The organism is Kitasatospora purpeofusca, assembly GCF_034043715.1.
Classification (GTDB): Bacteria; Actinomycetota; Actinomycetes; order Streptomycetales; family Streptomycetaceae; genus Kitasatospora; species Kitasatospora purpeofusca_A.
Genome location: NZ_JAXCLC010000037.1, coordinates 59,209 through 84,241, shown reverse-complemented (window position 1 = coordinate 84,241; position 25,033 = coordinate 59,209). Strand labels below are relative to the sequence as shown.

General features: G+C 74.5%; 22 protein-coding genes. 9 read left to right on the top strand and 13 right to left on the bottom strand.

All coding sequences use genetic code 11. The features are described from left to right. Window positions 1-349: 349 nt before the first annotated feature. Entirely contained in the window at window positions 350-883 is a 534-nt protein-coding gene (locus SM793_RS20380; RefSeq protein ID WP_320439661.1) for a hypothetical protein, read from the top strand. A gap of 389 nt (window positions 884-1,272) precedes the next feature. Then, window positions 1,273-1,824, top strand: coding sequence for a hypothetical protein (locus SM793_RS20375; protein ID WP_320439660.1), 552 nt, complete (start codon window positions 1,273-1,275; stop codon window positions 1,822-1,824). A 16-nt stretch (window positions 1,825-1,840) separates the two neighbouring features. Here SM793_RS20375 and SM793_RS20370 read toward each other — a convergent pair whose 3' ends face one another. Continuing rightward, window positions 1,841-2,596 carry a helix-turn-helix domain-containing protein gene (locus tag SM793_RS20370; RefSeq protein ID WP_320439659.1) on the bottom strand — a complete coding sequence of 252 codons (756 nt, stop codon included), beginning with the start codon at window positions 2,594-2,596 and terminating at the stop codon, window positions 1,841-1,843. A 91-nt stretch (window positions 2,597-2,687) separates the two neighbouring features. On the opposite strand from SM793_RS20370, the gene SM793_RS20365 reads away from it, so the two are divergent. Further along, window positions 2,688-3,623: an NmrA family NAD(P)-binding protein gene (locus SM793_RS20365; protein WP_320439658.1), complete on the top strand. Its 936-nt coding sequence runs from the start codon at window positions 2,688-2,690 to the stop codon at window positions 3,621-3,623. A gap of 45 nt (window positions 3,624-3,668) precedes the next feature. Here SM793_RS20365 and SM793_RS20360 read toward each other — a convergent pair whose 3' ends face one another. The 3 genes from SM793_RS20360 to SM793_RS20350 form a co-directional block, all read right to left on the bottom strand. Then, a complete protein-coding gene (locus SM793_RS20360) occupies window positions 3,669-4,115 on the bottom strand; it encodes a DUF4259 domain-containing protein (RefSeq protein WP_320439657.1) in 447 nt (148 codons plus the stop codon). 60 nt (window positions 4,116-4,175) lie between these two features. Further along, entirely contained in the window at window positions 4,176-7,250 is a 3,075-nt protein-coding gene (locus tag SM793_RS20355; RefSeq protein WP_320439663.1) for an AMP-binding protein, read from the bottom strand. A 283-nt stretch (window positions 7,251-7,533) separates the two neighbouring features. After that, the gene (locus SM793_RS20350) at window positions 7,534-8,160 is read right to left on the bottom strand and encodes a hypothetical protein (protein WP_320439656.1); all 627 of its coding nucleotides are present in this window, start codon (window positions 8,158-8,160) and stop codon (window positions 7,534-7,536) included. Between the two features lie 493 nt (window positions 8,161-8,653). Between SM793_RS20350 and SM793_RS20345 the strand changes: the two genes are divergently transcribed. From SM793_RS20345 to SM793_RS20335, 3 genes are all read left to right on the top strand, one after another. Then, a complete protein-coding gene (locus SM793_RS20345; RefSeq protein WP_320439655.1) occupies window positions 8,654-8,920 on the top strand; it encodes a GlsB/YeaQ/YmgE family stress response membrane protein in 267 nt (88 codons plus the stop codon). 193 nt (window positions 8,921-9,113) lie between these two features. Next, complete coding sequence (locus tag SM793_RS20340; protein ID WP_320439654.1) at window positions 9,114-9,854, top strand: polyprenol monophosphomannose synthase; 741 nt, start codon at window positions 9,114-9,116, stop codon at window positions 9,852-9,854. A gap of 67 nt (window positions 9,855-9,921) precedes the next feature. Then, complete coding sequence (locus tag SM793_RS20335; protein WP_320439653.1) at window positions 9,922-11,187, top strand: FUSC family protein; 1,266 nt, start codon at window positions 9,922-9,924, stop codon at window positions 11,185-11,187. Window positions 11,188-11,230: 43 nt separating this feature from the next. Here SM793_RS20335 and SM793_RS20330 read toward each other — a convergent pair whose 3' ends face one another. From SM793_RS20330 to SM793_RS20310, 5 genes are all read right to left on the bottom strand, one after another. Then, window positions 11,231-11,704 (bottom strand): VOC family protein, encoded by a 474-nt coding sequence (locus SM793_RS20330; protein WP_320439652.1) that lies wholly within the window; start codon window positions 11,702-11,704, stop codon window positions 11,231-11,233. A 102-nt stretch (window positions 11,705-11,806) separates the two neighbouring features. Beyond that, complete coding sequence (locus SM793_RS20325) at window positions 11,807-13,825, bottom strand: phosphocholine-specific phospholipase C (protein ID WP_320439651.1); 2,019 nt, start codon at window positions 13,823-13,825, stop codon at window positions 11,807-11,809. A 14-nt stretch (window positions 13,826-13,839) separates the two neighbouring features. Next, window positions 13,840-15,285 (bottom strand): endonuclease/exonuclease/phosphatase family protein, encoded by a 1,446-nt coding sequence (locus SM793_RS20320; RefSeq protein ID WP_320439650.1) that lies wholly within the window; start codon window positions 15,283-15,285, stop codon window positions 13,840-13,842. Between the two features lie 294 nt (window positions 15,286-15,579). After that, the gene (locus SM793_RS20315; protein ID WP_093864646.1) at window positions 15,580-15,846 is read right to left on the bottom strand and encodes a metal-sensitive transcriptional regulator; all 267 of its coding nucleotides are present in this window, start codon (window positions 15,844-15,846) and stop codon (window positions 15,580-15,582) included. A gap of 155 nt (window positions 15,847-16,001) precedes the next feature. After that, window positions 16,002-16,370, bottom strand: coding sequence for a PRC-barrel domain-containing protein (locus SM793_RS20310; protein ID WP_320439649.1), 369 nt, complete (start codon window positions 16,368-16,370; stop codon window positions 16,002-16,004). Between the two features lie 241 nt (window positions 16,371-16,611). On the opposite strand from SM793_RS20310, the gene SM793_RS20305 reads away from it, so the two are divergent. Beyond that, a complete protein-coding gene (locus SM793_RS20305; RefSeq protein WP_320439648.1) occupies window positions 16,612-17,454 on the top strand; it encodes an SAM-dependent methyltransferase in 843 nt (280 codons plus the stop codon). A 204-nt stretch (window positions 17,455-17,658) separates the two neighbouring features. Here SM793_RS20305 and SM793_RS20300 read toward each other — a convergent pair whose 3' ends face one another. Further along, window positions 17,659-18,942 carry an MFS transporter gene (locus SM793_RS20300; protein WP_320439647.1) on the bottom strand — a complete coding sequence of 428 codons (1,284 nt, stop codon included), beginning with the start codon at window positions 18,940-18,942 and terminating at the stop codon, window positions 17,659-17,661. A gap of 75 nt (window positions 18,943-19,017) precedes the next feature. On the opposite strand from SM793_RS20300, the gene SM793_RS20295 reads away from it, so the two are divergent. Next, complete coding sequence (locus SM793_RS20295; protein ID WP_320439646.1) at window positions 19,018-19,992, top strand: ArsR/SmtB family transcription factor; 975 nt, start codon at window positions 19,018-19,020, stop codon at window positions 19,990-19,992. A 129-nt stretch (window positions 19,993-20,121) separates the two neighbouring features. On the opposite strand, the gene SM793_RS20290 is transcribed toward SM793_RS20295, so the two are convergent. Both SM793_RS20290 and SM793_RS20285 read right to left on the bottom strand, forming a co-directional pair. Then, complete coding sequence (locus tag SM793_RS20290; RefSeq protein WP_320439645.1) at window positions 20,122-20,937, bottom strand: class I SAM-dependent methyltransferase; 816 nt, start codon at window positions 20,935-20,937, stop codon at window positions 20,122-20,124. 52 nt (window positions 20,938-20,989) lie between these two features. Then, complete coding sequence (locus SM793_RS20285) at window positions 20,990-22,102, bottom strand: BadF/BadG/BcrA/BcrD ATPase family protein (RefSeq protein WP_320439644.1); 1,113 nt, start codon at window positions 22,100-22,102, stop codon at window positions 20,990-20,992. Between the two features lie 393 nt (window positions 22,103-22,495). Between SM793_RS20285 and SM793_RS20280 the strand changes: the two genes are divergently transcribed. Continuing rightward, window positions 22,496-23,506, top strand: coding sequence for an ArsR/SmtB family transcription factor (locus SM793_RS20280; RefSeq protein WP_320439643.1), 1,011 nt, complete (start codon window positions 22,496-22,498; stop codon window positions 23,504-23,506). Here the strand turns inward: SM793_RS20280 and SM793_RS20275 are convergent, their stop codons facing one another. Beyond that, window positions 23,507-24,994 (bottom strand): SulP family inorganic anion transporter, encoded by a 1,488-nt coding sequence (locus tag SM793_RS20275; protein ID WP_320439642.1) that lies wholly within the window; start codon window positions 24,992-24,994, stop codon window positions 23,507-23,509. Window positions 24,995-25,033 lie beyond the last annotated feature (39 nt).

The following is a 25,033-nucleotide window of genomic DNA, read 5'->3' as shown; positions in this document are numbered from 1 at the left end:
TATCGGCACTCCCGAGATCAGCCAGTCCTTCCACCATATCCACGGACTGTTCCTGGTCATCGGACCGATCCACGAATCCGGCCTCGAACGCCGTGACAACCCGCTCAAGACGCCGACGCAAACCTCCAGCACCACTTGTCGGTACTTAGTGCTCGGCTGCCGAAGTCCTTCGGGGTTGACGCGGCAGCTGTTGTTGTGTGTGCCGTCTCGTCAGGTTCAGAGGGCGGCGGGGTGGAGCAGAACGAGTGCGCTCCCCCTTGCGGGTGAGAGGGAGGTGCCGATCTTCATCCTGGGCCCGTCTGGAAGATCATCCCCGGAACCGACGTTGTGACGGCGGCACGCCGACAGGATGGTGCACATGACGACCGCTCCGCTCGATCCCGCCGTTCCGCCCCCGCCCCGCTGGGCAATCCGGGCCGCCCATGTCGCCGCGCTCGTCACCCTGCCGACCGGGATCTGGCGCCTCCTGCTGGCGGCAGGCTACCCGGTCGGCTACAACGACGCCGGCTATGCGGCGATGGGCTTCACGGGCTGGGGCGCGGTGTACGTGGTCGGCCTCAGTGTGGCCGGCGAGGCACTCGCACTGCTCACAATCGGCCTCGTCCGGCCCTGGGGCGAGGTACTCCCTCGCTGGATCCCCCTGCTCGGAGGCCGCCAGGTCCACCCCATTGCGGTGGTCGTCCCGGCCGGCTTCGGCGCCATCGCTCTGACCGTCCTGTGGACGCCGTTCGTCGCCTGGTGGGCCGTCCCCCACCCCGACATGACCGCACTCGGCCACGTCATCGTCGGGTTCCTCTACCTGCCCCTGGCCGCCTGGGGGCCACTGCTCGGCGCCGTCACCTTCTCGTACCACCGGCGGCGTCTCGCGGTACGGCCGGAGTAGCTATCGCCCGAGGGCGGAGAGCGGACACGGCAGGCTACGGGCCTGCCGTGATCTACTTCTCCCGATTGGCCCTCGATCCATGCCAGTTGCTGTAGCCCGCCGGATATCCCCGACAACCGCCGAGCGCAAGCGGCTGAGGAAGATGGCCTACGGCCACAAGACCGAGCACCGTCAGGCCGTCAGCCACTGCGTGCCTGAGCGTCGATGCCCGTGTCGTCGGCCTTGACTGCGGTGGGCCGGGTCCACCAGGGTGTGGTCCACTCCCTCGCACCGCTGCCCCTATCGGTACTCCCCCACCTGGAGACGGCATGCGTGCGATCGTTCATCACCGACCCGGCCGCGGACGTGGACGTGGCGGGCCTTCTGTCGGGCTCGCGGTCGCCGCGCTTGTGGCGGCGGCTTCCGGTGTCGGGTTCGCCGCCGGTGCGGCGGATCCGCTGCCGAGGGTCGAGCTGGTCCTCAACGGGGCGTTCGACTCGTACCCGTGGATCTGGACCTGCGACGGGGACGTCCGGCGCAGCAGCATCCCGCACGACCACTATGTGTCGGGCTATCCGACCGCCGACAGCACCGCGCGGTGTTCCCAGCGGGTGCGGGTCCTGCCGGACTCCAGCTATCTGCTGTCCGCCACGGTGCGCGGTCCGTTCGCCTTCGTCGGCGTCACGGGGGCGGCCGGTGAGAACGCCTCGACCTGGTCGGGGCAGGGCGGTTGGAACGATCTGTCGGTGCGGGTGGGTACCGGGCCGGGGACCACCGAGCTGACGGTGTACTTCCACGGCTGGTACGAGCAGGCGTCCTACGACGTGCGTCGGGTGTCCTTCACCGGTCCCGGGTACGAGCCGCGTCCGTGCGGCGATCCGAGCAGCCCGGCGCCCACGGTCACCGGCGGACCGGGGTCGGCCACGCCGTCCCCCACCTGCTCGCGCACGTACATCCCCTGACCAGGGCCCGAGAGGCTCAGGGGGCGGGGCGGCGGCGGTGGGCGCGCTGGCGGCAGGTGGTGCCGCAGTAGCGGGCCGGGCGGCCGGTGGGGCGGACGGTGAGGGCGGCTCCGCACTCCTCGCAGGCCGGGGCGGGGGCGTGGCGCGTGCCCCGGCCGTCGCTGTCACGGAACGAGCGGCCTTCCGTGACAGTGACAGCCTGGTCGGAGGGGCGGAGGCCGTCCAGGGTCAGCCGGGCGAGCCGGAGTCCGGCCGCGCGGTCGTGGCGGACCCTCAGCATCGCGGCGCACCCCACGGTGAGGGCCACCACGTCGTCGGGGCCGATCTCCGGCCGGACGCCGCCGTCCCGCTGCGCGGCCCGCAGCAGCGTCTCCAGGAGCTGGTGCAACCGCGCCACCGTCGCGGTCAGCACCGGGCGCGGCCAGCTCACGTCGGCGGCCAGCGCGTCGCAGGCGGTCGCGCGGCTTCGCGTGGTGTCGACCATCTCCAGGAGGAACCCGAAGAAGGCCTCGGTGGGCGCGGACCGGGCCGTCCGGCGCTCGCCGGAGGCGACCAGCTCGCCCAACTGCTGGGCGAACACCGCCTCGACGAGAGCCTGCTTGGTCGGGAAGTGCCGGTACACCGTGCCGGCGCCGACGCCCGCCCGGCGGGCGATCTCGCCGAGCGGGACATCGAGCCCCCGCTCGGCGAAGGCCTCGCCCGCTGCTGCCAGCACCCTGGCCCGGTTGCGGCGGGCGTCGCTCCGGTCGCCCGTGCCGATCGCCGTCGTCATGTCACGAAACCCCTTGTGCCCCCGGAGTCAAACGGGTTGGAGTATCCCAGATCCCCGGGGTGAAGCACAGACCGGGGCGAGGGAGGACGACATGACCACCGAAACCGATGACACCGCCTGGAGCCTCGTCGCCGTGACCGGCGCCACCGGGACCCAGGGCGGGGCGACGGCCCGTCGGCTGCTGGGCGCCGGACGCCCGGTGCGGGCGCTGGTGCGGGACGCCTCGGCGCCCGCCGCCGTGGCACTCGCGGCGGCCGGGGCCGAGCTGGCCGTCGCGGACCTGGACGACCCGGCGAGCCTCGGCCCGGCCCTGGCCGGTGCCGGCGCGCTGTTCGCCGTGCCGCCGGTGGCCTACGGCCCGGCGGGCATCGACGAGGAGCTGGACTTCGCCCGCGGCCGGGCACTGGCCGACGCGGCCGAGGCGGCGGGTGTGCGCCAGGTGGTGTTCACCGGCGTCGCCCCGACCACCGGCGCGGCGTTCGCGGCCCCCGGGAAGCGCCGCACCGAGCAGTACCTGCGCGAGCGGATCGAGCGGGTGACGGTCCTGCGGCCGGTGCGGTTCATGACGAACTACCTCGGGGTGGCCGGAGTCGGCCTCGACGGGTTCACGGACGGGGTCCACCGGCACCTCTTCCCGCCGGACGAGCCCCTCCAGATCATCGCCCCCGAGGACATCGCCGAGTTCGCCGCGCTGGCCTTCGAGCAGCCGGAGCGGTTCACCGGCCGGACGCTGGAGCTGGCCGGTGACGCCCCGACCCCGGTCGAGGCCGTCGCCGCGATCGCCGCCGCGACCGGGCGGGCGCTGCGCTACGAGCAGCTCGGCCACGACGAGGCCGCCGCGCTGCACCCCGGACTCGCCGAGGTCCGCCGGCAGTGGGCCGAGGGCCATCGCTGGCGGGTCGACATCGAGGCCCTGCGGGTGATCCACCCCGGGCTGCGCAGCCTCGGCGACTGGCTCGCCGAGGGCGGCGCCGCCGCGCTGCATGCCCGGTTCGAGGCCGCCGATGCCGCGGGGCCGGCGGCCTGAGCACCGATCAGGGACCGCTCCGGGTCCGCTCAGGTGAGGGACCGCTCAGGTGAGCTCGAACAGCGCCTCCGGGGCCGGTCCGCCTGCCGGTGCGAGGACGTCGCGGAGCTCCTGGACGGCGCGGCGCCAGGCCGGTCCGTCCTCGGTCTCGTCCCAGAGCTCGGCGAGCTCGGACTCCTCGGCGACCACCCGGTCCAGGGCCGCCACGGCGAGCGGCCGCAGGTCGGCCGCGAACACCGGAAGGGGCTCGTCGGGCCCGTAGGCGGTGGTGACCGGCGCCCCGTCGGGGCACTGGGACGCGACGAGGGCGGCGGCGGCCAGCGCCTTCACCGCCTCGTCGCAGTCGAGGTAGTCCTCGGCCACCGTGTCGGCGGCCAGCGTCAGCGCACGGCGGACCAGCCCTTCCCGTTCACTCGCGGCAGCCTCGTCCAGGCCGCCGCAGAAGTCCGCCGCGGTGTCGTTGTCGAAATGGCCGATGTCCCAGGTACCCACAGTGCTCTCCTCAGCTCGCTCGTGGGGATCATGGCACCGCCCACCGACAATCACGCGGGCTCAGCCGCCGGCGGCCTCGACGATGCGGGCCTCCAGGGCGGTGGCGAGCGATTCGACGGCGGCCGGGGTGAAGGCGTGCTCGTTGTAGCGGAGCCAGCAGACCAGGGAGCCGTCGGGCTGCTCGGTGGCGGCGAGTTCGGGCACGTGCCGGTCGCCGCCGGGGAGGGGGTAGGGGACGGTGGCGCCGCGCGGCACCTCCCAGGCGGTGCAGGCGAGGCCGGGGAGCTGGGCGGGGGCGTTCCAGCTCTCGTAACGGAGCCAGGCGGCGAACGGGACCAGCGGGCTGAACTCCGCGAAGGGGTAGAGCTGGTGGTCCAGGGCCGCGGTGGCGGTGTCGCGGACCCGGGCGAGGAGTTCGGCGAAGCCGGGCGCGCCGGAGGCGTCGACCCGCAGCAGGAGGGACTGGACGAAGCAGCCGACGGCCTGCTCGGCCTCGGGCGTGGTGCGGCCGGGGACGGGGGTCATCAGGACCAGGTCGTCCTGGCCGCTGCGCTCCGCGAGCAGGCCGAGCCAGACGGTGGCGAGGGCCTGGAAGGCCGTCGCCCCGGCCTCGGCGGCCCGGGCGCGGAGGGCGGCGGCCCGGTCGGCGGTGACGGTGAGCCGGTGGGCGGCGCTGAGCACCGTCTCGGTGTCGGCGCGGCCCGGGAAGGGGTGCACCGCCTCCGGCGCGCCGGCCAGGGTACGGGCGAAGTGGGCCCGGGCGACCGGCCAGTTGGCGTTGGAGCGGGAGACCAGCTCGCCGAGCGTCGGCATCGGCCGGGGCGGCGGCGCCGGCCGGCCTCGGCGCAGGGCCGAGTAGATGACGCCGAGGTCGCGCAGCAGCACACCGACCGACCAGCCGTCGCCGACGATGTGGTGGACGGCGAGGAGCACCGCGTGGTCGTCGGCGCCCCGGCTGACCACGGCGAGGGCGGTCATCGGGCCCTCGCCGACGTCGGTGAGCCGGTCCCGGACGGCGATCAGCCGGGCCGACACCTCCTCGTCGCTCTCGCCCGGGGCGTCGACCAGGACGGCCTCCACCTGGGGTTCGGGGTCGAGGACGGCGCGCCGGACGCCCGGCAGGGCGCCGGGCACGGGCACGAAGCGGGTGCGCAGCGCGGGGTGGCGGCGCACCGCCTCGTACAGGGCCTCGGTCAGCAGGCCCGGGTCCAGCGCCTCGGTGACGCGGAACATCACGGCGACCGCGCCGACGTTGCGGCCCTCGGCCTCGGCGGTCCAGCGCAGGAAGTTCTCCTGCTGGGAGGTGAGCGGGATGTCGTGCGGCTGGGCCCGCAGGTCGCACAGGAACGGGGAGAGTTCGGAGTCCCGCACCGGGGGCGCGGTTTCGGCGGTCCTGGGCGCGGTGGCGAGCCAGGCGGCCTGGGCGCGCAGCGAGGGACGTTCGAAGACCAGGGCGGTGCTCGCGGTGACACCGAACTCGGCGGAGACGGCGGCGGCGAGCTGGACGGCGCGGAAGGAGTCGCCGCCGAGCGCGAAGAACTCGTCCTCGACGGCCGCGACCGGCCGGCCGAGCACCTTGCGCCAGACGGCGGCGAGGGCGCGTTCGGTGCCGGTGCTGGGCGGGGTGCCGGCCGGTGCCTCGGCGGGGGTGTCGAAACGGGCCCGCAGTTCGTGCTTGACGACCTTGCCGCTGGGGTTGCGGGGCAGCCGGTCGGTGAGCAGGATCCGGACCGGCAGTTCGGCCCGGCCGAGGCGGGCGGCGAGGAAGAGCCGCAGTTCGTCGAGGTCCAGGCCGTCGGCGGCGGGCACGACGGCGGCCACCGGCACGGCGCCCATGACGGGGTGCGGGAGGCCGAGTGCGGCCGCGTCGGCGACCTGCGGGTGGGCGTGCAGGACGTCCTCGATGCGCAGCGTGGAGACCTTGAGGGCGCCGGACTTGATGATGTCGCTCTCGCGGTCGACCAGGTGGAGGTAGCCGTCGGCGTCGAGCCGGCCGAGATCTCCCATCCGCACCCAGCCGTCCCGGAAGACGGCGGCCGTGGCCCGCGCGCCGGCCGTGTAGCCGCGCGGGGGTCCCGGCTGGCGCAGCCAGACCTCGCCGACGGTGCCCGTCGCGACCGGCTGCCCGTTTTCGTCGAGCAGCCGCAGGTCGGCCGGGTTGGCGGGGCGGCCGACCGAGCCGGGCCGGCGGGCGTCGACGACGGCGGATATCTGGGCGGGCGACGCCTCGGCGGAGGTGTAGGTGTTGACCAGGGTCGCGGTCGGCAGGGCTGCGCGCAGGGCGGCGGCGACGGGGGCGGGCAGGGCGGCGGCGGAGGAGCTGATCAGCAGGACGCTGCTCAGGTCGTGCCGCCCGACCGCACCGGAGTTGAGCAGTTCCACCGCCATCGAGGGCACCAGGAAGACCGTGCCGGCGCGGTACTCGGCGACGGTCCGCCCGAACTCCTCGGCGTCGAAGCGCGGCAGGCAGATCGTGGCGGGCGCTGCGACCAGCGCGTTGACCAGCACCACCTGGGCCGCGTTGGTGCCGATCGGGAAGGCGTGCACGGCGTGCGCGGAGTGGGCGTAGGGGCGCGGGCGCGGGGCGAGCCGCTGACCGGCCGTCAGGCTGGCGTGGGCGGCAGTCACGCCCTTGGGCGCGCCGGTGGTGCCGGAGGTGCCGATGACCTGGGCGAGGTCGCCGGGGGCCGGGCGGTGCGGCGGTTCCTGTGTGCCGTCGCCGCTGCCGCTGCCGTTGCCGTCGCCATCGGCGTTGCCGTCGGCCTCCAGCCCGGCCAGCGGCAGGCAGCGGACGTCGGCCGCGACGGCCCGCTCGTCGTCGGCGGAGGCGGCGACCGCGAGGACCACCCCGCTGTCGCCGGCCAGCCGCGCGGTGTCCTCGGCGCTCAGGTCCTCGCGGACGACGACGGCCGCCGCACCCGCGTAGTGCGTGGCCAGGAAGGCCACCGCGTAGGCGTCCCAGGACCGGTTGGGGAAGAGCAGCAGCACCCGCTCGCCCGGCCCGACGCCCGCCCGGGCGAGCCCGTGGGCGGCGCGCACCGCCCGCTCCCGCCACGTCCGGTAGTCGAGTGCCGGGCGGCCGGGGGCGATCAGCGCGGGCCGGTCGGGGTGCCGGGCGGCCCGGTCGTCGAGCAGGTCGGTCAGGGTGAGCGCGTCGGGCGTCCCGGCCGCCGAAGCGGCGTCGACCGGAACGGCACTGACGGTGGATCGGGTGCTGATGACGACTCCCGGGAATGGCCAGGACGGGGCGCGGCCGATCGGCCGGACGCGTGGCTGGTCCAGACCGTAGCGGCTGGGCGCCGTCCCCCGCCAGAGTCGTCCGGTCCCGGGGGCAGGGTGTCCTGTTCTCGATGGACGCGGCGGAGTCCCGGCGGGCCCGGCCGGCGCGGATCGCTCGCCCCGGTGAAGTCGGGCCCGGTCAGTAGAGCTTGTTGACCGCGGCCCGGACCGTCTCCTTGAAGGCGGGGACGTCGGGCTGGGTCCAGTTGCTCTCCCACTCGACGTAGGCCACGGTGTTTCCGTCCCGGCCCACGCCGTACAGGAAGTTGCGGTAGCCCTCCCAGGAGGGGTTGCGGGTGAGGTGCACGCCGCCGACGGTCGCCCCCTCCTCGACGTCCAGGGAACCGTAGTCGTACCCGGTCACGGTGTAGACCGGGCTCCCCGCACGCCAACGGTCGGCGCAGCCCGCGAAGTACTGGCGGATCGACTCGGCGAGGGCCACCGCCTCGGCCTCCGTCGGCAGCACGATGGCGTGCTCGCTCACCGAAGCCGTCTCCGAGGTGGAGAAGCCGGCGTCCCAGATGCTGTCCTCCGGGATGCCCCCGACGCCGAACCCGGCGGAACAGGGCCCGTCGGAGTACCAGCCGGGCTCGTCGTGCGCACCGCCGCTCCAGGGCAGCGAGTCCGGCGGCAGGTCCGCGATGTCGATCATCCCCGGCCGCGCCGTCGTGCTCGCGGGCGCGGCGGCCGCCATTGGCGCGGCCGCCCCGGCCATCAGCAGGGCGACGCCCGCTCCGGCCACCCACGTACGAATCCCCGACGTCATCCGTCCACCTCCGTGTAGGTGCGGCCGCATGTGTACGTGCGGCCGCGACAGCGCCGCCGCCCGATCGGGGCGGGGGTGTCCGTCCATCATGCGAAGCGTGGGAGCAGCCGGAGGTGTGGACACGAACGACGGCTTGAACTTCGCCCGTCGACCGTCGAATCCGGCCGAAAGTCGCACCTTCGGAGCAGTTCCGCCTGCTTCGGCACGCGGCCCGGCGACCTCGTTCCGCGCGATCAGTGAGAAGTGCCGTGATCCCTGGACCCGGCATCCCCGATCCGTCCCACCGGACGTGGAAATCCGCAGGTCGGCACAGTCGCGTCCGCCCCGACCGGTGGGACCGGACCGAGGGGTCCGGGAGCGGCCCGGGAGTAGCCCGGCGCGGTCTGGGCAGGCGGGGTCCGAACAGCCCGCACCGCGGCGGCCGGCCGCTGGACGTGCCGAGCGGCGCGGTTCGGGCGATCATGAGGGAACGTGCCTCGAAAGGTGGAATGCGATGTTCCAGCTCCTGTGGATTCTGCTCATCGGCTTTGTGCTCGGTGTGATCGCCAAGCTGATCCTGCGCGGCCCGCAGGCCATCCCGTGGTGGTTGACGATGCTGCTCGGCGCGGCCGGGGCCTGGTTGGGCAACGCGGTCGCCGGGTGGATCGGCGTCCGGCACACCTCCGGCATCGACTGGATCCGCCATCTGCTCCAGCTCGGCTTCGCCGTCGCCCTGATCGGCATCGTCGCCCCCGCCTGGAGTTCCCGCCGGTCCAGGTGACCGGCAGCCCAGGTGTTCGGCGGCCCAAGGTGTTCGGCCGCCCTCGCGGCGCCGGGCCCGGGCCGACCCCGGCCCCAGCCCGGCCCGGGCCCCGAGGGTGGTCCGGCGCGATGCTGTTCGAAGCGGCGCGGCTAGACTCGCACGGCCGTCGCAGCCGGACGGCCGTGCCGCCGAACTCGCGAGGGAACAGAACATGGTCGAGGCCGTCCCGAAGGTCGTCGTGGTCGTGCCCACCTACAACGAGCGGGAGAACCTTCCGGTCCTCGCCGGCCTGCTGGCCGGGCTCGACCTGCCTAACCTGCATCTGCTGGTCGTCGACGACAACTCCCCCGACGGCACCGGCGAGGTGGCCGACAAGCTGGCCGCCGGGTCCGAGGGGCGGGTCTCGGTGCTGCACCGCACGGAGAAGGACGGCCTCGGCCGCGCCTACGTGGCCGGCATGACCCGGGCCCTGGCGGACGGCGCGGACGTGGTCGTCCAGATGGACGCCGACCTGTCCCACCCGGCCGCCGTCCTGCCGCTCATGCTGGAGACCCTGCTGGCCGACGACACGGCCGTGGTGCTCGGCTCCCGGTACGTGCCCGGCGGGTCGACCGCCGAGGAGTGGCCCTGGCACCGCAAGGCGCTCTCCGCCTGGGCCAACCTCTATGTGAACACCATCCTCGGCCTGGGCGTGCGCGACGCCACCGCCGGCTTCAAGGCCTGGAAGGCGCAGACGCTGCAGGCCATCGACCTGCCGTCGGTGCACAGCAACGGGTACTCGTTCCAGGTCGAGCTGAACCACCGGGTGGTGCGCCAGGGGCTCACCATCAAGGAGGTGCCGATCCGCTTCGAGGAGCGGGTCGAGGGCGCGTCCAAGATGAGCCTCGGAGTGCAGGTGGAGTCGGCGCTCGCGCCGTGGAAGCTGCTGCGCGAGGGGCGCGGCAAGCAGTAACCCCCGGCCCGCCCGACGCGGGCCGGACCGGGCCGGTGGGAGCCGGGGGACGGGGAAGGAGGTGCGCATGGCCCTGCTACCGGAGTCCGTGGCCGGCCTGCTGCGCCGCGCCGCCCGTGAACCCTTCGCCGTCCAGACCGCCCGGGCGACCGTCGCCGCCACCCTCTCCTACGTGGTGGCGACCTGGCTCAGCAGCGAACCGGCTCCCCTGACCGCCCCGCTCACCGCGCTGCTGGTGGTCCAGGTCACCGTCTACTCGACCCTCACCACCAGCATCCGCCGGGTGAACTCGGTGGTCGTCGGCGTGCTGATCGCGATCGGGTTCAGCGCGGTGGTCGGACTCTCCTGGTGGAGCCTCGGACTGATCATCCTGGCCTCGCTGGTGATCGGCCGGTTCGTCCGGGTGGACGAGTTCGTCCAGGAGGTCGCGATCAGCGCGATGCTGATCCTGGGCGTCACCAAACTCGCCTCCCAGGCCTGGGACCGGGTGCTGGAGACGCTGATCGGCGCGAGCGTCGGCCTGCTGTTCAACCTGCTGTTCGCCCCGCCGGTCTGGCTGGACACCGCCGGTGAGTCGATCGAGGACCTGGCCCGCCGGGCCCGGCACCTGCTGGTCGACCTCGCCGAGCAGCTGGGCCGGCCCACCGCCGTCGAGGACGCCGCCGAGCGCCTGCACGAGGCCCGCCGGCTCGATCAGGCGATCGCCGACGTCGATGCCGCGCTGCGCCAGGCCGAGGACAGCCTCCGGTTCAACCCCCGGATCAGCGAGGGGCTGCTCTCCCGGCTGGTGCTGCGCACCGGCCTGGACACGCTGGAGATCTGCGTCGTGGTGATCCGGGTGATCTCGCGCTCGCTCACCGACCTCGCCAAACGGCGCGGGCCCGGCGAGCCGCTGGTGGCGCCCGGCCTCGCGGTGGCGATGGAGGAGTTGCTCGCCCATGTCGGCGGCGCGCTGGTGAGCTTCGCCGTGCTGGTCACCACCCAGGTCAGCCGGAACGCCGAGGAGGCCGAGGAGCGGCTCGCCGCCGAGCTGACCGCCGCCTGGGCGAGCCGGGAGAACGTCGCCCGGCTGCTGCTGGAGCAGGTCCGCGCGGACCCGGACTCCTGGCACCTGCTCGGGTCGCTGCTGACCGAGGTCGACCGGATCCTCGACGAACTGGACCTGGAGCACCGCTCCCGGCGACTGATGGAGGAGCTGGACCGGGCGTCGGTGGCGGGTCGGGAGCGGTTCTCCCGGCTGGGCCGGCTGCGCCGCTGGCTCCGCGGCGAGCGCCCGGTCCTCGCCCGGGTCCGCCGCCGACGTGGGAAGCCCCCGGCGGACGCCCGGAGCTGAGTCCGCAGCATCTGCCCGGGCCGCGACACCGGTCCCGGACGGGTCACCCCTCCGCGGCGTCGAGCAGCTGCCGGATGTTGATTTTGTGCATCTGCAGCATCGCCGTGGTGACCCGGGCGGCCCTGGCCCGGTCCGGGTCGGCGACCAGGTCGATCAGCACCTGCGGGGTGATCTGCCAGGACAGGCCCCAGCGGTCCTTGAGCCAGCCGCACGGGCCCTCCTGGCCGCCGCCCTCCAGCAGGGCCGCCCAGAGCCGGTCCACCTCCGCCTGGTCGTCGCAGTGCACCTGGAGCGAGACCGCCTCGGTGAACGGGAAGATCGGGCCGCCGTTGAGGGCGACGTAAGGCCGGCCGTCGAGTTCGAAGGCGACCGTCAGCACGGTGCCGGGCGTGCCCGGGCCGGCCTCGGTGTAGTGGGTGACGCCGGTGATCCGGGAGTCGGGGATGACCGAGGTGTAGTACCGGACGGCTTCCTCGGCCTGGTCGTCGAACCAGAGGCAGGGTGTGATCTGCTGCATGGGGCCGACGGTAGCGGCGGGTCCCGGCGGGACGGCCGCGCCACGCCACGGCCGGGGGGCACCGGTTCGGTACCCCCGGCCGTGGCGCTCGGGGAGCCCGGCTCAGTGCACCCAGCCCGCGTACCGGCGGGTGAAGCGCTGGCCGGTGGCGGCGGTGACCACCACGTCGTAGCGGCCCTGGCGGTCCAGCGGCCAGACCAGCTTGCTCTGCTTGCCGGGCCGGACCCAGACGGTCTGCGCAGTGCCGGCGAAGTCGTTCGGCACGACGGTGAAGCAGACGTCGGTCATGCCGTCGTTGACGAGCTGGAGGGTGAGCCGCCCGGAGCCGGACAGGTCGGCGGTGACGATCGGCACCGCGATGTCGTTCTGGCCGGACGGCTGCTCGGCGCCGCCCCGGCCACCCCGCCCGTCGCGGACCACGGTGCCGGCGAAGCGGCGGACGAAGCCGTCCGGGCCGTGCACGGTGAAGTCGTAGCGGCCGTTGGTCTTCGCGGCCTCCCAGACGTACGTGGCCGAGGCGCCCGGGGCCACGGTGAACGGCGTCCCGGCGAAGGGCTGCACGATGTTCGGGTAGACCGTGTACGGGAAGGCCACGCCGCCGTCGTTGCTCATCGTGCAGGTGACCCGGCCGGTGAGGCGGTCCACCTCCGCCTCGGCCCAGGGCTGGTAGGGCAGGTGGCGGTGCGGGCGGTCGCCCCGCTCGGGCACCGGCATGGCCTGGGCGCCGACGGCGGGCAGCTGCACACCGGGGAGCTTGGTGCCCGCGTCGGCCCTGGCCATCAGCGCGTTGGTGTCCGGCAGTCGCGGGATCGAGTGGTCCGGGGCGGCGAAGTCGAAGCAGCTGGTGAGGTCGCCGCAGACGGCGCGGCGCCAGGCGGAGATGTTGGGCTCGGCCACACCGGTGACCTGCTCCATGAAGCGCAGCACCGAAGTGTGGTCGAACACCTGGGAGTTGACCCAGCCGCCGCGCGACCAGGGCGAGGCGACCCAGAGCGGGACGCGGTTGCCGAGGCCGATGGCGCGGCCCTGGGTGAACTCCTCCGGGGTGCCCGGTTCGGGGGTGGGCGGCACCATGTGGTCGAAGTAGCCGTCGTTCTCGTCGTACATGACCAGGAAGACGGTGTGCCGCCACACGTCCGGGTTGGACATCAGCGACTGCAGGGCCTGGTTCACCCAGTGCGCGCCGTACGCCGGTCCGGCCTCCGGGTGCTCGGAGAACAGGTACGGCGCGACCAGCCAGGAGACGGTCGGCAGGGTGCCGTCCTTGCAGTGCGCGTCGAAGGCCGCCGGGTCGAACTTCGTCATCGCGTTGACGTAACGCGGGTCGTCCTTGGGGAAGTTGTGGAACTGCTTGAAATACGAGAGCGCGTTGTCGTCGTAGTCGCCGGTGCGGTCGTCCTTGCTGGGGTTGTGGTAGACCCGCCAGGTGACGCCCGCCGACTGCAGCCGCTCGGCGTAGGTGGTCCAGTCGGCCACCGGGTTGTCGGTGACCGGGGTGTTGTCGATCCACGGGCCGGTGGTGCCGTCCCGGCCGGGGCCGGCGGTGCCGGTCCACAGGTAGAGCCGGTTGGGGTCGGTCGGCCCGGCCAGCGAGGTGAAGTAGGCGTCGCACAGGGTGAACGCGTCGGCGAGCGCGTACTGGTAGGGGATGTCCTCGCGGGTGAAGTAGCCCATGGTGCGCTCGCCCTTGGCGGCGATCCACTTGTTCATCGCGCCGTTGTTGATGGCCTGGTGGCCGGTGGCCCAGTCGTGCGGCAGGCCGCCGGCGTTCTGCGCGTTGTACTTCGAGGTGTCCATCCGGTACGGCAGCATCGCGTTGCCGTCGCTGCGGCGCGGGTCGGGCTGGCGGAACACGTCGGTGCCGTCGGGGAACTGGAGCCCCTGCTTGTCGCCGAAGCCGCGTACGCCGTTGAGGGTGCCGAAGTAGTGGTCGAAGCTGCGGTTCTCCTGCATCAGCACCACGACGTGCTTGACGTCCTCGATGGTGCCGGTGAGGCGGTCCGGCGCGGTGGCGGGCTGGACGGGCGCGGCCTGGGCCGGGGTGCCCTGGAGGCCGGTCAGGGCGGCGGCGCCGGCGGCCGCGGTGGCGCCGACGAAGGTGCGGCGGGAGAGCTCGGACATCGTGGACCGGCCTTTCAGAGCTGGAAGGTGGCGACCGCGGCGGCGGTGTCGGACGGCCACTGGTTGGCGGCGAGGGCGGCCGGGTCGGTGGCCGGCCAGTCGGCGACCAGGGTGTGCGCCTCGACGAGCCGCAGCTTCCCCCGGTAGAGCACGTAGTCGATCCGGTCCTGCGGCTCGGCCCCGCCGGCGGCGCGCTGCTTGCGGACCGGCGACCAGGTGGTACCGGGCGCCTTCACCGGGTCGCGGTTCTCCTCGCGGAAGGTGTCGGTGAGTCCGGCCGCCTGGAGGGTGGCGGTGACCGGCCAGGCGAGCGCGCCGACTCCGCCGTGCGCGGCGGCGGTGGCGGCCGTCCAGTCGAGGTGCGAGGGCGAGGACAGCGCGCCGGCGAGCACCACGGGGGTGCCCGCGGCGGCGTCGGCGGTGACGGCGGCGGCCAGCGCCCGGGCCTGCCGGAGCCGGACCGAGGCGTTCTCGGCGGCGAGGACCTGCGCGGCGGTGCGGCCGTCCTGGACGGCGTACGGGCCGTAGTCGGACTCGTCGAGGTGCGCGGTCCAGACCCGGACGGCGCGGCCACCGGGCAGTTGCGCGGTCGCCCCGGCGGCGGGGAGTTCGGCGGTGGCCGGGGTGACGGCGGTCAGCGGGTAGCGGCTGAGCAGGCCGACGCTGCCGGCGCTCTGGTGGGCGTACCAGCCGAGGGCGTCGGCCAGCGCCTGGGCGGCCTTTCCGGCGGTCTCCTGGAGCGCGAGCACGTCCAGGCCCTGGGCGAGCACGACCCGCAGTTGCTTCTCGGTGGCGTCGGTGAAGGCGGCCCCGGCGTCGGCGAGGTTCCAGCTCGCGACCTTGAGCCGGGGCGCGGTGGCCGGGTCCAGGACCGGGAGCAGCACGGTCACGGTGTCGGTGGCTCCGGCGCTGTCCTTGACGCCGACGACCAGGACCTCGGGGGTGCGCGGCGCGGCGCCGCCCGGCGCGGTGCCGGTGACGGTGCCGTCGGCGGCGACCGCGAGCCAGGCCGGTCCGGAGAGCTTGCGGAAGGTCGCGCCGCCGGCCGGGTTCCCGGCGGGGCGGGCCCAGAGTCCGCCGAGCTTGACGGTGACGGCCGCGCCGGGTGCGACGGGGGTGGCGGTGAAGGAGTCCACGACGGCGTGCGGGCGCACCACGGCCGGCTTGGGCCGGAAGGTGAACGGCTGGGTCCGGGCGAGGATGCCGTAGCCGTCCTTGGCGAGCAGGTAGGCCGTGTACGGGCCGCCGGTGAGGGCGGAGGTGTCGAGCTGGACGTCGCCGTCGGCGGCCGGGGTGTACTTCCAGAGCAGGGAGCTGCCGGTGCCGGGCTGCCGGTCCCCGTCGTAGATGCCGACCCAGTTCTTGGGGTCGGGGGCGTCGGTGGTCCAGTGGAAGGTGAGGCGGTCGCCCTCGACGGGGCTGCTCGACGACGTGCTGGTCAGGGTGCTGCCGGTGGCCACGGATGTCCTGTCCGCCGCTCGGGCACCGAGCCGTCGGGGGGTGCCGGGCCGGGGCCGTCCGCGGCTGGTGACGGAGGCTTGGGAGGGTCGGCCCATCAACAGTTGGCTGTACAACTGTGGGGGCCGGGCCCATTCATCCGAAGACCGGCGACCGGGACGTGAACGAGGCGTGACGGGATGTCGGGCGGAACGGGAAATGTGGAACGGGCAGCGCGGAGCAGGCAGCGCGAGACGACCGGCGCGGAACGGGAGATGTGCGGCGGGGCGGGGGCGTCAGGCGTCAGGCGTCAGGCGTCAGGCGAGGGTGAGGAAGAGCTTCTCCAGCTCGGCCTCGGTCATCGGCGCCGCGCCCTCCTCGGCGCCCGCCATGCACTGGCGCATGCCGCTCGCCACGATCTTGAAGCCGGCCCGGTCGAGCGCCCTCGACACGGCGGCCAGCTGGGTCACCACGTCCTTGCAGTCCCGGCCGGCCTCGATCATGGCGATCACGCCCGCGAGCTGACCCTGGGCACGCCGCAGCCGGTTCAGGACCGCGCCGACGGCCTCCTCGTCCACCTGCATGTCCGGACCGCCCTCCATCGTCGACCACCGGTCCTCCACTGTACCCCGTGGGGTATCCGGACCTCGGTGGCCGGCCGCTCCTCCTCGGTGGCCGACCGCGCCGACGGCACCGGCCACCGGAGTGGTCGGCCGGTGCCGTCGGCGCGGGCCTCCGGTCAGCGCCGGGCCAGCCGCCGTTCCCCGCCCGTCCCGGTGGTGTACTCCAGCTTGTAGTGCGCGAACACCTCGGGCTCGTCCTCGGCCGGCAGCACGTCGTCCACGCCGATCGAGGGCGCCTGCTTCACCAGTGCCTTCGGGAACGCCACCCGTACGTATCCCGGCCCCAGTACCGCGCCGTCGAGCGGCACGAACGCCAGTCGCCGCTTGACCGGAAGACCGATCGTGACCGTCACGAAGTACGGCTCGTCACTGGCGGTCTCCACGTAGACGGACTCCAGGGTGCCGATCCGGTGGTCCTTCTCGTCCACGACGGCTTGCCCCCGCCACTCCCTGATGTCGGCCGGAACGATCTCGGCGACGGCCATGGCAACCTCCCACTCCCGTTCCACGGCGGGCACGCCTCGCTTGCGGGCGGCGCCCCCGGACCCTCCCATCCTGCGCCCGTCCGCCCCGGTCCGCCCGCCGGGCCGGGGCCGTTCCGGTCCAACCCCTCGCAACGCGGCCATTCCGCACAAGCGGGGGTGAACCGACCTCGCCGCACCACGGGCGTACTCGAACACTTACGCTGTCCGCCGACGGATCATCAGTTCGGCCGGGTGCGGAGGCGTGAAGACAGTGGTGGGTTACAACGAGATGTGGGAACCGGGCGAGCCCGGTGTCCCCGCCGACCTCCGACCGGAGATCCCGCACCCCGCGCGGATGTACGACTACTACTTGGGCGGCAAGGACAATTTTCCGTCCGACCGCGAGGCGGCGGAGCGGGCGCTGGCGGCCAACCCGGAGTTCAGATCCACCGCGCGCGCCAACCGGGGCTTCCTGAACCGGGCGGTGCGCCACGTGGCCGGCCTCGGCATCGACCAGTTCCTCGACATCGGCACCGGCATCCCGACCGCCGGCAACACCCATGAGATCGCCCAGGCCGTCGACCCGGGCGCCCGGATCGTCTACGTCGACAACGACCCGATCGTGCTCGCCCACGCCCGCGCCCTGATGGGCGGCACCGCCGTCGGCCGGACCACCGTCATCCAGGCCGACCTGCGCGAGCCGGTCGACCTCCTCGCCGCCGCCGAGGCCGAGAAGCTGCTCGACTTCGACAAGCCGATGGCCCTCGTCCTGGCCGCCGTGCTGCACTTCGTGCCGGACGAGCGTGGACCGTACGAGATCGTCCGCACGCTGCTGGACACCCTCGCGCCCGGCAGCCACCTGATCCTGTCCCACGGCACCGCCGACTTCATCCCCGCCGAGGTCCGCGACCGGGTGACCGGCGTCTACAGCAAGGCCACCGCCCCGCTGGTCGGCCGCAGCCGGGAGCAGGTGGGCGCCTTCCTGGACGGCCTGGACGTCCTCGACCCCGGGGTGGTCACCGTCCCGCTGTGGCGTCCGGAGGGCGACCCGATGCCCGGCGCGGACCGGGTCAGCATGTACGGCGCGGTGGCCCGCAAGTCCTGACGGTACGGCGGTGGTGGCGGCCCGGCCCTGTCCGGCCGCCACCGCCGTCACTGCCGTCACCGTCACCGTCACCGTCACCGCTGCCGTCACCGTCACCGTCACCGCTGCCGTCACCGTCACCGTCACCGTCACCGCTGCCGTCACCGTCACCGTCACCGTCACCGCTGCCGTCACCGCTACCGGCACCGCCGGACCGGTCGGGCGTCAGCCGACGGTCGCGCCCGCCGGCGGCCGGGGTGCGGGACCGGCCGGAGCGTGCGGCAGTTCGCGCATCCGGCGCAGCGGTGAGCAGAGCACCGGCAGGACGGCCAGCAGCTCGCCCAGCGCGCCGGCCCAGAGCGCCTGCCGGACGCCGAGGCTCTGCCCCAGCACGCCGCCGATCAGCGCGCCGATCGGCATCACCCCCCAGACCAGGAATCGCACCGTCGCCGTCATCCGGCCCAGCAGTGGCTTCGGGCAGAGCCGCTGCCGGAAGGCGACCGAGGTGATCTTGAAGGTCATGAAGAGCACCCAGCCCGAGGACTGGAGCAGAACGGCCAGGACGAAGCGGCCGTCGGCCCGGAACAACGGAACCGCCAGCAGCCAGAGCACGGCACTGCCCGCGACCGCCGCGCACATCGCCGGCCCCTCGCCGAGCCGGGCGGTGAACCGCACCGTGAGCAGGCTGCCGACCAGGCCGCCGACGGCCTCCGCGGTGAACACCAGCCCGCACAGGAACGGCGACAGGTGCAGCTCGCCGGCCAGCAGCACCATCAGCATCGAGGCGCCGATCGTTCCGCACAGGTTGGAGACGGCCGCGGTGAGTGTGACCGCCCGCAGCAACCGGTCGCCGAGGACGAAGCGCAGCCCCTCGGCGATCTCCGTCCGCAGCGCCACCCCCGGCCGGGCCGTCGGCCGGGCCCCGGACCGCCTGATCCGGCCCAGCAGCAGCGCCGAGAGGCCGAAGCTCAGCACGTCCACCGCCAGGGCGACCGGCGCGGTCAGCGCACCGACCAGCGCCCCGCCCGCGCCCGGCCCGCCCACCTGGACGGAGCTCCGGCTCGCCTCGATCCGGACGTTCGCCGCCACCAGGTGCTCGTCCGCCACCAGGTGCGGCAGGTAGCTGCCGTGCGCCACGTCGAAGAACGCGGTGCAGACGGACATCCCGAACGCCACCGCGTACAGCTGGGGCAGGGTCAGCGCGCCCAGCCAGGAGGCGACCGGGACGGAGCACAGCAGCACGGCCCGGACGACGTCGGCGGCGATCATCACCGGCCGCTGCCGCACCTGGTCCACCCAGGCGCCCGCGGGCAGTCCGATCAGCAGGAAGGCCAGGTACTCGAAGGCGACCAGCAGGCCCGCCTCGAACGGTGTGGCGGCCAGCGTGCCGACCGCCACCAGCGGCAGCGCGACCAGGGTGACGGCCGCGCCCGCCTGACTGACGGTGTCGGCGGCCCAGAACCGTCGGAAGTCGGCATGCCGGAACAGGCCGGCGGGAGGAGGAGTCATGCCGCCAGCTTCCTGAGCATGATCACCGCGCGGCCAGTGTTTTAGTCTGGGCGAAAACGTCGACCGGGGGTGGGCATGGGCGAGCTGCGGTTCGGGACGCACGACCTGGGCAATCTCAGGTTCGCGATCTCCCCGCTCTGGGAGACCGCGGCCGCCGCACGCGCCGTCGCCGATCCCGGCCGGCACGTGGTGCACCTGCCCTGGATCCGCCGGGCTTCGGCCCTGCGCCAGGACGGTGGCCTCGCCGGGCGGATCGCACCGCTGACGGCGCTCGCCGACCGGTTCGACCTGGTGGCGGGCCCGCTGCTGCCGGCTCCGCGCTGTCCGCTGGCCGAGATCGAGGAGGAGTTGTCCGCCCTGCTGGCGACCCCTCCCGAGCAGGTCCGGGACGGCCTCGCCACCGCGCCGCGGCCGGCGCCGACCGGCTTCGAACGGCGGCTGGCCGAGGATCCGGAGCGCGTCCTGCCCGAACTCGCCGAGGCCCTGCACTCCTGGTGGGAGGCGGCGGTCCGCCCGCACTGGCCGCGGATCCGCGCCGTCCTGGAGGCGGACATCGCCCATCGGACCCGCCTGCTCGCCGAGGACGGCATCCACGAGGTGCTGTCCTCGCTCCACCCGGCCCTGCACCGGGCCGGGGACCGGCTGCTCTCACCCGACCTGCCGGCGGACGGCGACGACCTCGGCGGCACCGGACTCACCCTCACCCCGAGCGCCTTCGCCGACCGCTGCCGGGTGCTGACCGGCCGCCGGGGAACGCCGCCCGCCCTGGTCTACCCGGCCCGCGCCCTCGGCCCGCTCTGGGAGCGCCGGGAGAACACCGACGACGCGCTCGCCCGGCTGCTCGGCCGCAGCCGCGCCCGCCTGCTCGCCTGCACCGGCTCCCCGGCCACCACCACCCAGCTCGCCGCCCGCACCGGCCTCAGCCTGGGCGCGGTCTCCCAGCACCTCGCCGTCCTGCGCGACGCCGGTCTGGTCACCGGCCACCGCTACCGCCGCGAGGTCCACTACACCGTGACCGACCTGGGCACGGCCCTGCTCACCCGGACGTAGGGCCGCACCGGGCACACGGCCACGCCGGACGCACGGCCACGCCGGACGCACGGCCACGCCGGACGCACGGCCACGCCGGACCGCCGTGACCCTCCGCCGTGACCCTCCGCCGGGGCGTCAGGCGGGGCGTCAGGCGGGCTTGCTCGCGCGGATCGAGTACATCAGCGGGACCCGCGGCTGACCGGCCGGGAAGCGGAAGCCCCGGTCGCGCTCCAGGACCGGGAAGCGCGGGAACAGCGTGAAGTCGTGCTCGTGGAGGAACTCGACCCGCAGGCCCTCGGTCACCAGGGCGCTGAGGACGTCGCCGATCCCGTGCTGCCACTCGACGGTCCTGGCGGCCGAGGACGCCACCTCGCCGTCGGTGTAGGTACTGGGGTCGTCCCAGACCGTGGCGTCGCGGTCGAAGTAGTCGTACTCCACCGTCCGGCCGTCGTCGCCCAGGGTGTCGCCGAAGGGATGGAACTCCGCCAGGTAGAGGAAGCCGCCCGGGGCGACCAGGGACGCCGCGGTGCGGGCCCAGCGCGCGATGTCCGGGAGCCAGCACAGGGCGCCGAGGCCGGTGTAGACGATGTCGAAGGTCTGCCCGTCGAGCGCCTCCACCGCCTCGTACACGTCGGAGACGACGAAACGGGCGGTGTCCGCGCCGACCTTCCCGGCCAGATCGGTGGCGGCCTCCACCGCCGGTGCGGAGAAGTCCAGGCCGGTCACGGTGGCGCCGTGGCGGGCCCAGGACAGGGTGTCCAGGCCGATGTGGCACTGGAGGTGGAGCAGGGACTTGCCGCTGACGTCACCGACCTCGGCCAGCTCGAACCCACGCAGCGCCTCGTTGCCGGACAGGAAGCCGGGGAGGTCGTAGAAATCGCTGGCCGTGTGCACCGGGACGCGGCCGTCCCAGTTGGCGCGGTTGGTCGCCAGCCAGTCATCGGGGGCAGGGGTCTTCTTCATACCGACCACGCTGCCAGAGCGGGGAGCCTCCCTCAAACGCTTTTTACGGCCGTTACGGACCGTCGTCGGCGGGGCGGTCGGGGAGGTCCAGGACGGTGAGGAGGGGTGGGTCCAGCGGCCAGGGAAAGTCCGGTGCGGCGGTGCTGACGGGAGCGCCGCTGACGGCGGACGTGGCGACGGCGGATGGGCTGACGGCGGACGTGCTGACGACAGCTGAGGCGGCGACAGCCAGTCGGAGGGCTCCGAGCAAGGGCGGGCCGTCCGGACGGCCGGGTCGGGCGCCGGGAAGGCGGAGGGCGAGCGCGTCCAGGGTCGCCCGGCGCAGCGGGTCGAGGCGGAACAGGCCACCGGTCAGGGCGAGCCGGGGCTCGGCCTGACCGGCGGCCGTCGCGGCGGCGGTCGCGGTGGCGGCGATCTCCTCACCCGCACGGCGGAGCAGGCCCGCGGCGACCGGACAGCCCTCCTCGGCCGCCGCGACCACCGCCGGGGCGAACTCGGCGAGCAGGGCCGCCCGGTCCGGGCGCGGCTGGAGAGCGGCCGGGAGGCCGGCCACCGGGCCGTAGTGCCGCTCGGCCGCCAGCAGCAGGACGGGCGAACCCCCGTTGCGCCCGTCCTGCGCCCGCAGCGCCGCCTCCAGCCCGGCCCGGCCGAGCCAGGCGCCACCGCCGCAGTCCCCGAGCAACTGGCCCCAGCCGTCGGCGCGGCACCAGCTTCCGCCCGGGCGGCGGCCGATCGCGACCAGCCCCGTCCCCCCGGCCACCACCACCCCGGCGGCGGTGCCCAACGCGCCCACGTAGGCCGTGACCGCGTCCCCGGCGAGGACCAGCCGCCGGGCCCCGGTGGCCCGGGCGAGCGGGCCGGGCAGCCGGGCGGCGAGGTCCCGGCCGAGCAGGGCCATCCCGGTGGCGCCCACGGCGACCGCGCCGATCCCGGCCCCGTCGGGCAGCCCGGCGACCAGGGCGTCGAGTGCGGGCAGCAGCTGGTCGAGCAGCGCCCGCGCGTCCTGTCCGCCGGCCGAGGCGGACACCCGCGCGGCGGCTGCCGACCCGACCGTCCGCACCCCCGTCGGGCTGAACGGCCGACCGGCGGGCGCCGCCCCGACCCGGAGCCCGGAGCCGCCGACGTCCACCCCGACCACCCAGCACTCCCCCGCCGCCTGCTCCACTCCGCCTCCGCCCGCCGCGCCCACGACCCGTCCTCCCCATGGTGCCCCCGGCACCGGAGGGGTCGGGGAAGCCCGGCGCGGCCCGGAGCGGCCCTGCGGCCTCCGGTGGGGCGGAGGGCGCAGGGGTGGACCCGGGCGCAGCGGCGGAGCGGTGCCGCGGTGGCTACCGGGCGCTGCCGCAGCCGAGCGCCCCGGCAGCGATCGCCCCCTTCCTGGTCACGCCGGTCTCCTTCGCTTTCGCTGTCACGGTCGTTCGGACTACGCGGGTCGCCTCCCGTGGGTTCGGATCCGGCCGGTTCGCCTTCGGCCGGCCCCGGATCCATGGAATCGCCCGCCGGGTGGCCGGGTCGAATGATTCGATGAGACTCGAACGCCGGCGTGGAGGGGGATGCGGTGCTCCGGATCAAGCTGGACGCCCAGGCACTGGCCAACACCCGGTTCGTGATCTCACCGCTGCACAACGTCACCGACAGCCTGTGGCTGCTCCGTTCGGCCGCCGGAGCGGGCGGGCGCGGTGCCGGTGGGCGCGGACCGGGCGCGCTGATCCGGGAGGCGGTGCGCGAGCGGCGGCTCGCACTGCTGGAGTCCTTCTTCACCGGGGCGTGGACGTACATCCCGGATTTCCTCAATCCGCAGCCCGAGCAGCACGAGGAGTCGCTCGAACGGGAACTGCACGCGGTTGCCACGGTCGCCCCGGAGCGGTTGGCGCAGGAGATCCGGACGATGCTCGCGGGTGACGCCGGGCTCGGCATCGCCGGCGGCAGAGCGCCGCGAGCCCTGCTGCAGGCGCTCGACCGGGGCGAGGCGGCGTTCGCCGAACTGGTCGCGGCCGAGCTCCACCAGCTCTGGCAGACCGCCTTCGGACCGCGCTGGCCGGCGCTGCGTGCCCGGATCGACGCGGACATCGCGCGCCGGGCCCAGCTCTCCGCCCGGCAGGGCCTGGCGAGCGTGCTCGCCGGACTGCACCCGCGTGTCCTGTACGACGACCAGGGCGTCCGGCTGCTCGTCGGCGCCCGGGCGAAGCTTCCCGCCGAGGCGCTGTACCTCACGCCGACGGTCTTCAGCTCCGAACTGCACGTCTCGGTCGACCCGCTGCCCGGCGCCCGGCAGCTGCGGCCGATGATCCTCTACCCCGCGTTCCCGGGGCCGGACCCCGGTCCGGAGCCGGCCCCGGCCTCGCCCGCCGGTGACCTGATCGGGGCCACCCGGGCCCGGCTGCTGGCCGACCTGGACGTCCCCCGGAGCACCACCGAGCTGGCCGAACGCCACTGGCTCGCGGCCAGTACCGTCTCCTACCACCTCGGCGTGCTGCACCGCGCCGGCCTGCTGGTGAGGAACCGGTCCGGGCACCGGACCCTCTACCAGCAGACCCCTCGGGCCGGGGCGTTGCGCCAGGAGGGCTGATCAGGCGGCCACCGCGGGGAGGCCGAGGAGTTCGGCGGAGCCGCTGCGGTTGTGACGCTCCTGCCACTGGTCCAGGGCGCTGCGGCAGGCGTGGTCGAGGTGCCGCACGTCGGCGAGGTCGAGGCGGACCGGTCGGTCCGGCGGCAGGCCCTCCAGGGATTCGAGGGTCTCCAGCAGACGGGGCAGCCGGAGGAAGGTGGCGCTGCCGTGGAGGGTCACCCGGACCGCGCCGTCCGGCAGTTCGGTGACGGCGACCTGGAGGTGGGAGGTGTCCCAGGCGCTCTTGAGTACGGCGAGGAGGAGGCCGAGCAGGACGCCTTCGAGCAGGTTGGTCAGCACGATGGCGGTCGCGGTGACGGCGAGGATCGCGGCCTCGCCCCGGTCGGCCCGCCAGAGCGGCCGCAGGGTGCGCAGCGGGACGAGCTTGGCCCCGGCGTGGACCAGGACCCCGGCCAGGGCGGCGAGCGGGATGACGGAGAGGGCGGCGGGGACCAGCGCGGCGAAGAGCAGCAGCCATACTCCGTGGAGCACCCGGGAGGCCTTGGTCCGGGCACCGGCCTGCACGTTGGCCGCGCTGCGGACGATCACGGCGGTCATGGGCAGGGCGCCCAGCAGGCCGCAGACGGTGTTGCCGACGCCCTGGGCGAGCAGTTCGCGGTCGTAGTCGGTGCGCGGGCCGTGGTGCAGGCGGTCGACGGCGGCGGCGCTGAACAGGCTCTCGGCGGAGGCGATCAGCGCGAAGGCGAACGCCGTGCCGAGCACGCCGAGGCTGCCGAGTGCCGCGAGGTCGCCGACGGCGGGCAGGTCGACGGCACCGGCGAGGCCGGCCACCTCGACCCGGGCGACGGGCAGGTCGAACAGGGCGGTGACGGCCGTCGCGCCGGCGACGGCGGCGAGCGGCGCGGGGACCGCCCGGACCCGGGCCGGCAGGCGCGACCAGAGCAGCAGGACCGCGATCGTCCCGGCGCCGATCGCGGCGGCGGCGAGCGCGCGGCCGTCCCCGGCGACGTCGGCGGCGAGGCCGGGGAGCCCGGCGAGTTTGGCGGGGCCGCCGGTGGGCCCCTTGAGGTCGGCCAGCGCGTAGAGCTGACCGGCGATCAGGATCAGGCCGATGCCGGCCAGCATGCCCTGGACGACCGAGACGGAGATCGCCCGGAAGAGCCGCCCGAGGCGGGCGGCGCCCATGGCGAGCTGGAGCAGGCCGGCCGCGGCGGTGATCACGCCGAGGGTGGCCAGGCCGTGCTCCTGGACGGCGGCGAGGACGAGGACGGTCAGCCCGGCGGCGGGGCCGGACACCTGGAGGCTGCTGCCGGGCATCAGCCCGGTCACCAGGCCGCCGACGATGCCGGTGACCAGGCCGAGTTCGGCCGGTACTCCGGAGGCGACGGCGACGCCCACGCAGAGCGGGAGCGCCACCAGGAAGACGACGAGGGAGGCGGGGAGGTCGGAGCGCAGAGTGCTCAGCCGAAGGGCGGGACGACGAGTCATCGGGTCCTCGGGAGAGTGACGGTTCGGACGGCGGTCATG